Origin of the sequence: Parazoarcus communis (assembly GCF_003111645.1) — a bacterium.
Classification (GTDB): Bacteria; Pseudomonadota; Gammaproteobacteria; order Burkholderiales; family Rhodocyclaceae; genus Parazoarcus; species Parazoarcus communis_A.
In genome coordinates this window covers 2,401,778-2,412,938 of sequence record NZ_CP022187.1, presented here as the reverse complement: position 1 = coordinate 2,412,938, position 11,161 = coordinate 2,401,778, and the positions used below count along the sequence as shown (strand labels likewise).

11 protein-coding genes are annotated in these 11,161 nt (G+C 63.1%); 6 read left to right on the top strand and 5 right to left on the bottom strand.

What is annotated here, in order from left to right:
• The first annotated feature begins 151 nt into the window (after positions 1 to 151).
• From glyQ to CEW83_RS21750, 5 genes are all read left to right on the top strand, one after another.
• The gene (gene glyQ, locus CEW83_RS10995) at positions 152 to 1,063 is read left to right on the top strand and encodes a glycine--tRNA ligase subunit alpha (protein ID WP_108949381.1); all 912 of its coding nucleotides are present in this window, start codon (positions 152 to 154) and stop codon (positions 1,061 to 1,063) included.
• Entirely contained in the window at positions 1,063 to 3,156 is a 2,094-nt protein-coding gene (glyS, locus tag CEW83_RS10990) for a glycine--tRNA ligase subunit beta (protein WP_108949380.1), read from the top strand. Before glyQ ends, glyS begins: the two co-directional genes overlap by 1 nt.
• A gap of 58 nt (positions 3,157 to 3,214) precedes the next feature.
• On the top strand, positions 3,215 to 3,748 hold the full coding sequence (gene gmhB / locus CEW83_RS10985) for a D-glycero-beta-D-manno-heptose 1,7-bisphosphate 7-phosphatase (protein WP_108949379.1): 534 nt from the start codon (positions 3,215 to 3,217) through the stop codon (positions 3,746 to 3,748).
• 17 nt (positions 3,749 to 3,765) lie between these two features.
• On the top strand, positions 3,766 to 4,545 hold the full coding sequence (locus CEW83_RS10980; protein ID WP_108949378.1) for a lysophospholipid acyltransferase family protein: 780 nt from the start codon (positions 3,766 to 3,768) through the stop codon (positions 4,543 to 4,545).
• A gap of 83 nt (positions 4,546 to 4,628) precedes the next feature.
• The gene (locus CEW83_RS21750; protein ID WP_108949377.1) at positions 4,629 to 5,048 is read left to right on the top strand and encodes a GFA family protein; all 420 of its coding nucleotides are present in this window, start codon (positions 4,629 to 4,631) and stop codon (positions 5,046 to 5,048) included.
• A gap of 119 nt (positions 5,049 to 5,167) precedes the next feature.
• On the opposite strand, the gene CEW83_RS10970 is transcribed toward CEW83_RS21750, so the two are convergent.
• From CEW83_RS10970 to CEW83_RS10950, 5 genes are all read right to left on the bottom strand, one after another.
• Positions 5,168 to 5,731 (bottom strand): phasin family protein, encoded by a 564-nt coding sequence (locus CEW83_RS10970; RefSeq protein ID WP_108951350.1) that lies wholly within the window; start codon positions 5,729 to 5,731, stop codon positions 5,168 to 5,170.
• Positions 5,732 to 6,070: 339 nt separating this feature from the next.
• Positions 6,071 to 6,847 (bottom strand): enoyl-CoA hydratase, encoded by a 777-nt coding sequence (locus tag CEW83_RS10965; RefSeq protein ID WP_108949376.1) that lies wholly within the window; start codon positions 6,845 to 6,847, stop codon positions 6,071 to 6,073.
• A gap of 32 nt (positions 6,848 to 6,879) precedes the next feature.
• Positions 6,880 to 7,416: a lipopolysaccharide transport periplasmic protein LptA gene (lptA, locus tag CEW83_RS10960; protein WP_108949375.1), complete on the bottom strand. Its 537-nt coding sequence runs from the start codon at positions 7,414 to 7,416 to the stop codon at positions 6,880 to 6,882.
• Complete coding sequence (lptC, locus tag CEW83_RS10955; protein ID WP_108949374.1) at positions 7,413 to 7,991, bottom strand: LPS export ABC transporter periplasmic protein LptC; 579 nt, start codon at positions 7,989 to 7,991, stop codon at positions 7,413 to 7,415. The genes lptA and lptC overlap by 4 nt, the downstream gene beginning before the upstream one ends.
• A 70-nt stretch (positions 7,992 to 8,061) precedes the next feature.
• The gene (locus CEW83_RS10950) at positions 8,062 to 9,030 is read right to left on the bottom strand and encodes a KpsF/GutQ family sugar-phosphate isomerase (RefSeq protein ID WP_234418776.1); all 969 of its coding nucleotides are present in this window, start codon (positions 9,028 to 9,030) and stop codon (positions 8,062 to 8,064) included.
• A 159-nt stretch (positions 9,031 to 9,189) separates the two neighbouring features.
• On the opposite strand from CEW83_RS10950, the gene CEW83_RS10945 reads away from it, so the two are divergent.
• Positions 9,190 to 11,157 carry a monovalent cation:proton antiporter family protein gene (locus CEW83_RS10945; RefSeq protein WP_108949373.1) on the top strand — a complete coding sequence of 656 codons (1,968 nt, stop codon included), beginning with the start codon at positions 9,190 to 9,192 and terminating at the stop codon, positions 11,155 to 11,157.
• Positions 11,158 to 11,161: the final 4 nt, after the last annotated feature.

The following is an 11,161-nucleotide window of genomic DNA, read 5'->3' as shown; positions in this document are numbered from 1 at the left end:
ATGCGCTTGACGCCGGCATTGCAGACACCCTGAAAATGCGCGCTGGCGCACCGCGATTGAGCCGATGCAGCCGATCGCCTGCCCGCGCGGGGCCGAATGCCAGTAAAATCCTGTGCTTTGCGTTCGTTGCGCGGCCCTGCCGCCCGAGACCATGTCACTCAAGAATCCGACCTTCCAGCAAGTCATCCTGACGCTCCAGCAGTTCTGGGGCGAGCGTGGCTGCGTGCTGCTGCAACCCTACGATCTCGAAGTGGGTGCCGGCACCTCGCACACCGCCACCTTTCTGCGCTCACTCGGCCCCGAGCCGTGGAATGCGGCGTATGTCCAGCCCTCGCGCCGTCCCAAGGACGGCCGCTACGGTGAGAACCCGAACCGTCTGCAGCACTACTACCAGTATCAGGTGGTGCTCAAGCCGTCGCCGCTGAACATCCAGGAGCTCTACCTTGACTCCCTGCGTGCGCTCGGTATCGATCCCAACGCGCACGACATCCGCTTTGTCGAGGACGACTGGGAGAACCCCACGCTCGGCGCCTGGGGCCTGGGCTGGGAAGTGTGGCTCGATGGCATGGAAGTCACCCAGTTCACCTATTTCCAGCAGGTTGGCGGCATCGACTGCAAGCCGGTGCTGGGCGAGATCACCTACGGTCTCGAGCGTCTGGCGATGTATCTGCAGGGCGTCGAGAACGTCTACGACCTCGTTTGGGCAGTGTATCCGGACGGCTCCAAGGTCACGTACGGCGACGTCTACCACCAGAACGAGGTCGAGCAGTCGACCTACAACTTCGAGCACTCGAACGTCGAGTTCCTGTTCTCGCTGTTTGCCAACTATGAATCCGAAGCCAAGCGCCTGATGGAAGTCGGTCTGGCGCTGCCGGCCTACGAAATGGTGCTCAAGGCGGCGCACAACTTCAACATGCTCGACGCCCGTGGCGCGATCTCGGTGACCGAGCGCGCGGCTTACATCGGCCGCATCCGCAACCTGTCGCGCGCGGTGGCGCAGGCCTACTACGAATCCCGTGAAGCGCTTGGCTTCCCGATGCTGAACAACAAGGAGCCCGCGTGATGACCAGCGCGACCCTGCTCGTCGAACTTCTGACCGAAGAATTGCCACCCAAGGCGCTGCCGCGTCTGGGCGAGACCTTTGCCGCCAAGATTGCCGAGGGCCTTAAAGCACGCGGGCTGGCACCCGCCGCCGCGACCTTCCGCAGTTTCGCCAGCCCCCGCAGGCTGGCCGTGACCGTGGCGGACGTTGTCGCTGCCGCTGCGGCAAAGGACGTGACTGAGAAGCTGATGCCTGTGTCCGTGGCCCTCGATGCCGAAGGCAAGCCCACGCAGGCCTTGCTCAAGAAGATGGAAGCAAAGGGCATTGCGCTGGATGCGGTTGCCGGCTTCGAGCGCCGTGTCGACGGCAAGGCCGAAGCCCTGTTCCACACCGCAACCGTGCCGGGTGCGAAGCTGGAGGACGTGCTGTCGACCATCGTCCAGGACGCGGTCAAGGCGCTGCCCATCCCCAAGGTGATGCGCTGGGGGGATGGTGATGCCACCTTCGTGCGTCCGGTGCATAAGCTCTCCATGCTGCACGGCGCGGACGTCGTGCCGGGGCGTGTGCTCGATCTCGACAGCGGCCGCACTACCCGCGGTCACCGTTTCATGAGCCGAGGCGAGATCGATATCGCCACTGCCAACGCCTACGAGCCCACGCTGCTGGCCGAAGGCAAGGTGATGCCGGATTTTGCCGAGCGCCGTGCCGAGATCGAACGCCAGCTGATCGCCGAGGCTGCACGCCAGCAGGCGTCGATCGGCGAGTATGCCGATCTGCTCGACGAAGTGGCGGCGCTGGTCGAGCACCCCACGGTCTACGTCGGTGAGTTCGAGGCTGAATTCCTGGCCGTACCGCAGGAGTGCCTGATTCTCACCATGCGCGCGAACCAGAAGTACTTTCCGCTGTTTGACGTCGACGGGACGCTGCTGAACCGCTTCCTGATCGTGTCCAACATGCAGCTGGAAGACCCGTCGAACATCGTCATCGGCAATCAGCGCGTGGTGCGCCCGCGTCTGTCCGATGCGCGCTTCTTCTTCGAACAGGACAAGAAGCAGACCCTCGAGTCGCGCCTGCCGCGGCTGGCGAGCGTGGTTTATCACAACAAGCTGGGTAACCAGTTCGAGCGCGTCGAACGGCTCGGCGTGCTGGCAGGTCATATCGCCGGCCTGCTGTCTGCCGACGTCCAGGCAGCGACACGTGCGGCATTGCTGGCCAAGGTCGATCTGGTGACCGACATGGTCGGCGAGTTTCCGGAACTCCAGGGTGTGATGGGGCGCTACTATGCCCGCCATGACGGAGAGAGCGCGGTGGTGGCGGATGCCATCCAGGCGCACTATCAGCCGCGTTTCGCCGGCGACGTGCTGCCGGACGGCAACGTTGCGTGTGCGGTGGCGCTTGCCGACAAGCTCGATGCGCTGGTGGGATTCTTCGGCATTGGCATGGTGCCGACGGGCGACCGCGATCCGTTCGCGCTGCGCAGGGCGGCGCTGGGCGTGCTGCGGATCCTGATGGAAGCACCGCTGCCGCTCCAGCTGCCGCAGCTGATCGAACTTGCCGCCGCCGGGTTTGCCCCGGGACTGCTGACCGCCGAAGGCTTCCAGGCGCAGCTGCAGGACTTCATGCTTGAGCGTCTGCGCAACCTGCTGCGCGAAGGCGCGGGCGGGCGCGATGCTGCCGTCGCCGACGCAGTGCTCGCGCTGCGCCCGGCCCGCATCGACCTCGTGCCGGCCAAGCTCGACGCGGTCGAGGCCTTCCTCGCGCTGCCCGAATCTGCCGCACTGGCTGCCGCCAACAAGCGCATCGTCAATATCCTGAAGAAGACCGAAGCGCAGCCCGGCGAGCCTGACGTGGCCTTGCTGCAGGAAGAGGCGGAGAAGGCGCTTTTCCACCAGCTCAACGAGATTGCGCCGCTGGTCAGCTCTCATGTCGCCAACGAGAACTACACCGAAGCCCTGCTCAAGCTCGCAAGCCTGCGCGATGCGGTGGATGCCTTTTTCGACGGCGTGATGGTGATGGCCGAAGAGCCCCTGACGCGGCAGAACCGGCTCGCCCTGCTGGCGCGGCTTGCTGGCCTGATGAACCAGGTGGCTGACCTTTCGCGTCTGTCGGCCTGATCGATCCGGAGGCGGCCCGCTGCGTGCGGATCGCCTCCAACCCGTGCGGAGCGTGTGAATGAAGCTGATCATCCTGGACCGTGACGGAGTCATCAATGTGGACTCCGACCAGTTCATCAAGTCTCCCGACGAGTGGAAACCGATTCCCGGCTCGCTGGAAGCCATTGCACGGCTCAATCAGTGGGGCTGGCGGGTGGTCGTGGCCTCCAACCAGTCTGGCGTCGGGCGCGGGCTGTTTGGCATGGACACGCTCAATGCAATCAACGACAAGATGGTGAAGAGTCTGGCGCAGGTCGGTGGCCGGCTCGATGCGATCTTCTTCTGTCCGCATTCGGCCGACTCCACCTGCGAGTGTCGCAAACCGAAGCCTGGCTTGCTGATTCAGGTCTCGGAGCGCTTCAACGTCGACCTCAAGGGCGTGCCGGTCGTCGGCGACAGTCTGCGCGATCTGCAGGCTGGCATCGCCGTCGGCTGCAAACCCTATCTCGTGCTCACCGGCAAGGGCACGAAAACCCAACAGGACCCGGCCCTGCCCGAAGGGACGCTCGTCTATCCTGATCTGGCAGCGGTTGTTGCCGATCTCACTGCCTGAGCCTGCGGGTCTTTATCGTGATCTTTCTGCGTTCCTTTCTGTTTGCGATCGTCCTCGCGATCGTCACGCCGCCCTATGCGATCTTCGGGGTGCTGACCTTTCCCTTCCCGCCGCGGGTCAGGCACCGGATCATCACCTCGTGGGCGCCGCTCGTCATGTGGTTCGTATGGCACCTGCTCGGTATCCGCTACCGGGTGATCGGCAAGGAGAACATTCCTGCGGGGCCGTCCGTCATCCTGTCCAAGCATCAGTCGGCGTGGGAAACCATGGCCTTGCAGGTGATCTTTCCGCCCCTGTGCTTCGTGCTGAAGCGTGAGTTGCTTCGCGTACCGTTTTTCGGTTGGGGGCTGGCCCAGATTCCCGGTATCGCCATCGACCGCGCTGCCGGCAAGGATGCGCTCGCTCAAGTCGTTGAGCAGGGCAGGGCCAGGCTGAAGGAAGGCTTCTGGGTCGTGGTGTTCCCCGAAGGCACGCGCGTGGCGCCGGGAACGGCCCGTCGCTACAAGATCGGCGGAACCTGGCTGGCAAAGCGCGCCGGTGTCCCCATCGTGCCGGTGGCTCACAATGCGGGCGAGTTCTGGCGGCGCAATGCGTTTCTGAAGCAGCCGGGCGAGATCGTGGTCAGCATCGGGCCCCCGATCGACGTCAAAGGTGTGAAAACGGAAGAGTTGAACACCCGGGCCGAAGCCTGGATTGAGGGCGAGATGCGGCGGCTCTTTCCGCATCACTACACGGCTGAGGCTCTGGCAGCGGTTGGCCCGGAGATCAAGGCTGCCGAGTCTGAAGACCTCGGTTGATAGGGTCGGGAGCGCAGTGCGCTGGCCAGGTTCAGGCGCCTGCGCAGACGATCCGGTCCGGTGTCAAGTGATCAGGGGGCTTGATGAAAGGCGAATGCCTGTGCGGAGAGGTAAGGTTTGAAATTGATGGCGCGCTACCAAACCTCTATCAATGCCACTGCTCCCTGTGTCGTCGAGCAACCGGATCAGCGGCCAATGCCGCTACTTTTGTCCAGCGAGCGCACTTCCGCTGGGTGTCCGGTCAGGAAAGAATCCGCTCCTTTCAAAAGCCAGGCGGCTACCGGACAGACTTCTGTTCGGTATGTGGTAGCCCCGTTCCAAATGCGCTGAGAGGTACGGAGATGTTCTGGGTTCCAGCCGGCCTGCTCACAGACTTGGTTGCATCCAGAATCTCTGCGCACCTTCATCTGGCTTCAGCGGCGGCGTGGGAGCAGGAATCAGACGATTGCGTTCGCCTGGAAGGTGGCCCCGAAAGTCTGGAGTCACTCAAGCAGTTGTTGTAGTGGCAGGATGCCCATTTGGCTGCGCACTCTCTGTGCCCACCGATGAGCGCGATATACCGTAGACGAAAAAATGGCCCCGCAGTGCGGGGCCATTTTCATTCAGCCGGGGCTGAATTCGATCAGGCAGCCTTCTTGGCAGCCGTCTTGGTCGTGGTGCTCACGGCCTTCACGGTTGCGCTGGTAGCAGCAGCAACGTTGGCTTCGGCCAGTTCGGTCGCCTGCTTGGCGGCCTTGCTGAAGCTGTCGTAGGCGCTGTTGGCAGCGGCGATGGCGGACTTGACAGCAGCCACGGCAACGTCGGAACCAGCCGGTGCGGACTTGGCAGCCTTGTCCAGAGCAACGGCAACGCCCTTGTTCATTTCAGCGACCTGGCCTTCGACGACCTTGGACAGCTCTTCCTGGCTCTGCGAAGCGATTTCATACACGCTGCGAGCGTAGGCAACAGCCTTCTCGACCAGCGGCTGAGCCAGCGAGCTTTGCAGGGACAGAACTTCCTGCAGGTCCTTGGCACCCATCAGGGCCTTGGTGCTGGCAACGCTGTCTTCGAGGATCGAACGAGCGGTGTTCAGATTCAGGGCAGCCAGGCGCTCGGCGTTGGCGAAAGCGCTGTTGGTCAGGCTCAGCAGGGTTTCGATGTTGGCCTTGTTGGTGGCGGCGAACTGCTCGGGGGTAAATGCGGTCATGGTCATCTCCTGGGTGAATGCTAAAAAGCGGTTATGCAAAGACATCGGGTTTTGGTTTGCCGCGATGTTGCGTTGCAGCATGGTTTGAATTATAGGCAGACGAGATCACATGTCAAGCTATTTTTTGTGCGCCGCACCATTTCCTAACCTGCTGCATTTTCAAATGCTTAGCTGATGCTTCTTGCAGGCCGGGAGGTCTTGAATGCCGCTGAAACGGCGTCAGAGCGTCGTTGCAGACATGTTGACGTCATCGTGCGCGGACGGTGTTTCAAACCGATGAAAAACCGCATCAGGGAGAGACTGCCGCCGGCATTGCACCGGCGGCATCCGCGGCGAAGCTCAGTTGTGCTTGAACACCGGCTTGCGCTTGGCAACAAATGCGGCCATGCCTTCCTTCTGGTCGTTCAGTGCGAAAGACGAGTGGAAGACGCGGCGCTCGAACAGCAGGCCTTCGTTGAGGCTGCTTTCGAAGGCGCGGTTGATCGACTCCTTGATCATCATGACCACGGGCAGGGAGTATCCGGCGATGGTTTCGGCTGCCGCAAAGGCTTCTTCGAGCAGTTTGTCGGCAGGCACCACGCGCGATACCAGTCCGGCACGCTCGGCTTCGGCTGCATCCATGAAACGCGCGGTCAGGCACATGTCCATTGCCTTCGCCTTGCTGACGGCGCGCGGCAGACGCTGGGTTCCACCGGCGCCCGGAAGGATGCCGAGCTTGACTTCAGGCTGGCCGAACTTCGCCGAGTCGGCTGCAATGATGAAGTCGCACATCATGGCAAGTTCGCATCCGCCGCCAAGCGCGAAACCAGCAACCGCCGCGATGACCGGCTTGCGGCAGGTCTTGACCCGCTCCCAGTTGCGCGTGATGTAGTCGCCCTTGTAGGCGTCCATGTATGAGAACTCCGCCATGGCGCCAATGTCTGCGCCGGCGGCGAATGCTTTTTCGGAACCGGTAATCAGGATCGCACCGATGTTTTCGTCCGCTTCGTACGCGTCGAGTGCATGGCCGATCTCATCGACCAGACTGTCGTTGAGTGCGTTCAGGGCCTTGGGCCGGTTGAGCGTGATCAGGCCGACGCGGCCGCGAGTCTCGGTGATGATCAGTTCGTAACTCATGCGTTCTCCTTTCTTGGTTTGCGATTGTTCTTTTATTGGGCTGCGGGTGCTGCCTTGTTGTCGCCCTTGGGTTGAATCGTTGCCCGCACGCGGCCGGGGCTTGCGGTGCTGCCCGGCGCATTGGTCACCAGGTAGTTCTCGCTGACCGAGTCGTACTCGATGTAGGCTCCGCGCACTTCGTCTCCACCGCTGCGAACGTAGGCGCGCTTGAACAGTTTGGCTTTCTCGCCACGACTGTCGTACTCGATGCGTTCGGCTTCGCCGTCGACATAGTCGCCACTGCCTTCACGTTTCTGCCGGAAAGAGGCCAGCTTCCCACCGGACGCCGTGGCAACCCCATTCTGAAAGCCATCGGCGCCCTGAGTGACGACCAGCTTGTCCCCCTTGATCTGCAGCGTGCCCTGGGTGAGAACGACGTTGCCCTCGAAGATATGAACTTTGTTGCGGTCGTCGACCGTGACGCGGTCAGCTTCGATGTCGACAGGTTTTTCGCGGTCGGCACGTTCGGCAAATGCGGGCATGCAGATCGTTGCCAATGCGAGCAGGGAGATGGTCAAAGCAGTTTTCATGGGTTTTTCCCTTGGCGTCGGGGGATGTTCACCCGGGCCTGACCGATCAGGTCCAGAGTGCCAAAAAGGTTGTCCGCACGCAGGCCAAGCGCCTCGGCGGTGGTGAGCCCTTGGGTCAGTTTGACCGGGGCGGTGGATTCGGCGCGGTGATCTTCGGGCCAGACTGTGAGTTTTTCCGAGGCGAAGCGCATCATGTCCTGTCCGGGGTTGCCCTCGCGCTCGGCCCTGACCTGGCCCTGGAAATCGACCCGCTCACCCTCGGCAGAGACTTCCCCTGTATTCGCGGTGATCTCCATCCGGCGGCTGCCTGAAAGGATCTCGAGCCGTGGGCGATCAAGCTGGGTGACGCCCGATTGCGGCAGATGGGTGAGCTGGTCGGACAGCAGCACGTAACGTTCCGTGCCGTCCTTGCCGTAACCGGTAATGCGGGTCTGATTGGCGATGAAGTCGGGTGCGCCGCTCTGTGCCGGAGTGACGTCCGCGACGGGGGCGCGGGTCAGGCGCTCAAGCCAGATCGATGCGCCGGCAAGCAGTGCGAGCGCAAGTACAGGGTAGATGCGATAGGCTGACTGCATTGCGCTTACCCGCGGCGGCCGCGAGCGGGGCGGCCGGAAATGTACTGCATTCCCACAGACTGTCCCGGCATCAGATGACCTTGGCCTGCATCAGGTCGTGCGTGGTGAGCGCGCCTGCAAGCGCGCCGCTGTCATCGATGACCAGCAACTGGCTGATACGCAGGCGTTCCATCATCTCGGCGGCTTCTGCCGCCAGTGCGTCAGGGCCGATCGAATGCGGGTCGCGGGTGATCACGTCGGCCAGCACGCTGGTGCGAAAGTCGATGCCACGCTCAAGCGCACGACGCAGATCGCCGTCGGTGAAAATGCCCGAGACCTTCCCGTCCGCCGATGCAATCGCAGTCATGCCCATGCCGCCCCGGGTCATTGCCAGCAGTGCTTCGTTCAGCGGTGCCGCTTCGGCAACGACAGGGACCCGGTCGGCTGCACGCATCACGTCGCGAACGTGGGTCAGCAGGCGGCGGCCGAGGCTGCCGCCGGGGTGGGAGCGGGCAAAGTCTTCTTCGCCGAAGCCGCGCGCATCGAGGAGGGCGACCGCAAGCGCGTCGCACAGCGCGAGTGCCGCAGTCGTGCTGGCGGTCGGTGCGAGGTTGAGCGAGCAGGCCTCCTCACTGACGGCTGCATCGAGATGGATGTCGGCTTCACGGGCGAGCGGCGAGTTTGGCTTGCCGGTCATGGCAATCAGTCTGGTGCCGCGGCGCTTGACCTGGGGCACGATCATCATCAGTTCGTCGCTTGCGCCGGAATTCGATAGCGCGATCACGACGTCATCCTCGGTGATCATGCCGAGGTCGCCGTGTGCAGCTTCGGCAGCGTGCACAAAGTAGGCCGGGGTGCCGGTGCTCGCGAGCGTTGCGGCAAGCTTGCGTGCAATGTGCCCGGACTTGCCGATGCCGGTGACGATGACACGGCCCGGGCTGTGCAGGATGAGCGCAACGGCCTGTTCAAACTCGGTGCCCAGGCGTCCGGCCAGCGCAGCAACCGCGGCAGCCTCGATCTCAAGCACCCGGCGGCCGACACGGGTAGCGCTTTCTAGCAAGGAAGAGTCGGGGACGATTGGTTTCACAATAGGATGAAGCGGTTAAACTGAAAGAAAAGCGGAGCCTGACGGCGAGCTTAACCGGCAGGCATGACTGGCCGCGATTGTATAACAGCCGGACCCCTCGTCGGGTGCGGGCGTTTAACTCCACAGGCTCCAATGCTGAACACCCTGGAACTCGTCTTGCTGCTGCTTGCCGCTTCGGTGGTGATGGTGGCGCTATTCCGCAGCCTCAATCTGCCGCCGGTGCTCGGCTATCTGCTCGTCGGCGCGGTAGTGGGACCGCATGCGCTGGGTTTGGTGCCATCGTCGGAGGGCGCAAGCCATCTTGCAGAGTTCGGGGTCGTGTTCCTGATGTTCTCGATCGGCCTTGAGTTCTCGTTGCCGCGCCTGTTTGCAATGAAGCGCATCGTGTTTGGCCTGGGCGCGCTGCAGGTGGCGGCCTGCATGCTGCTGACCATGCTGATCGGACGGCTCTTCGGTTTCGGATGGACGGCCAGCTTTGCCCTCGGCGGTACGCTGGCGATGTCATCCACGGCCATTCTGTCCAAGCTCCTCACCGACCGGCTCGAGCTCGACAGCCGGCACGGGCGCGAGACGATCGGTGTGCTGCTGTTTCAGGATATCGCGGTGGTGCCGCTGCTGATCCTCCTGCCCGCTTTGTCGCGACCGCCCGAGGAGCTCGCGTTCACGCTCGGGCTGGCGGCGGTCAAGGCCGTCGTCCTGCTCGCGCTGGTGCTTGTGTTCGGCCAGCGTCTGATGCACTGGTGGTTCACCGTGGTGGCCAAGCGCAGGTCGGGCGAGCTGTTCATGCTCAATGTGCTGCTGATCACGCTCGGGCTGGCATGGCTTTCGGAGCTGGTCGGCCTGTCGCTCGCGCTGGGGGCGTTCCTCGCCGGGATGCTGATCTCCGAGACCGAGTACCGCTACCAGGTGGAAGAAGACATCAAGCCGTTTCGCGATGTACTGCTCGGACTGTTCTTCGTCACGGTGGGGATGTTTCTGGATGTCATCGCGATCGTGCACAACCTGCCTGCGGTGATTGGTCTGGTGATTGCGCTGCTGGTATTCAAGTTTGGCATCGTCTTCATGGCGTCGAAGGCTCTCGGCTCGCCGCCGGGCACAGCGATGCGCTCGGGCCTGTGGCTGTGTGCGGGCGGCGAGTTCGGCTTCGTGCTGTTGTCCGAAATCGCCGGAGAAAACCTGATGCCGGCCGGCCTGCTGCAGACGACGGTGGCTGCACTGGTGCTGTCCATGCTGGCTGCACCGCTGATCGTGCAGATCAGCGACAAGCTGGTGCTGCGCTTCGTGGCGTCCGAGTGGCTGATGCGCTCGATGGAGCTGACCCGGGTTGCGGCGCAGTCACTCAATAACGACAAGCACATCATCGTTTGTGGCTATGGGCGCAGCGGTCAGTATATGGCCCGCTTCATGGAGCAGGAGAACGTCAGCTACGTGGCGCTCGACCTCGATCCCGACCGCGTGCGCGAGGCCGGCGCTGCCGGGGATACCGTGGTGTATGGCGACGCTGCGCGGCGCGAGACCCTGATGGCAGCCGGCATCATGCGTGCCAGCGCACTGGTGATTTCCTTCAGCGAGGTCGAGGCCGCACTGCGGGTGATGCATCACGCCCATGCGCTGCGCCCCGATCTGCCGGTTGTGGTGCGGGCCACGGACGAATCGAACATGGACAAGCTTTCCCTGGGCGGTGCAGCCGAGGTGGTGCCGGAGGCTTTCGAGGGCAGCATCATGCTGGCGTCACATGCGCTCGCGCTGGTTGGGGTGCCCCTGAACCGCGTGGTGAGGCGGATTCGCGATATCCGGAATCAGCGTTATGGTCTGATGCGGGGCTTCTTTCATGGCGCAACCGATGTCGGCGAGCCGGATTCCAGCCTGGTCCGCCTGCATTCGGTCTCAGTGCCGCCGGGAGCGGCGTCGGTGGGGATGACGCTCGTCGACCTGCATCTGGATGAGATCTCGGTTTCGGTATCGGCCGTTCGCCGGCGCGGCATTCGCGGCTTGTCGCCGAGTCCGGATACCCGCATTCTCGAAGGTGACGTGGTTGTGCTGCTCGGCCTTCCTGCCGGGCTGGAGCTGGCCGAGCAGCGATTGCTCAAGGGCGCGTGAGCGG

Coding starts and splice junctions, on each gene's coding strand:
- glyQ (WP_108949381.1), top strand. CDS start 152: ATGTCACTCAAGAATCCGACCTTCCAGCAAGTCATCCTGACGCTCCAG.
- glyS (WP_108949380.1), top strand. CDS start 1,063: ATGACCAGCGCGACCCTGCTCGTCGAACTTCTGACCGAAGAATTGCCA.
- gmhB (WP_108949379.1), top strand. CDS start 3,215: ATGAAGCTGATCATCCTGGACCGTGACGGAGTCATCAATGTGGACTCC.
- CEW83_RS21750 (WP_108949377.1), top strand. CDS start 4,629: ATGAAAGGCGAATGCCTGTGCGGAGAGGTAAGGTTTGAAATTGATGGC.
- CEW83_RS10970 (WP_108951350.1), bottom strand. CDS start 5,731: ATGACCGCATTTACCCCCGAGCAGTTCGCCGCCACCAACAAGGCCAAC.
- CEW83_RS10965 (WP_108949376.1), bottom strand. CDS start 6,847: ATGAGTTACGAACTGATCATCACCGAGACTCGCGGCCGCGTCGGCCTG.
- lptA (WP_108949375.1), bottom strand. CDS start 7,416: ATGAAAACTGCTTTGACCATCTCCCTGCTCGCATTGGCAACGATCTGC.
- lptC (WP_108949374.1), bottom strand. CDS start 7,991: ATGCAGTCAGCCTATCGCATCTACCCTGTACTTGCGCTCGCACTGCTT.
- CEW83_RS10945 (WP_108949373.1), top strand. CDS start 9,190: ATGCTGAACACCCTGGAACTCGTCTTGCTGCTGCTTGCCGCTTCGGTG.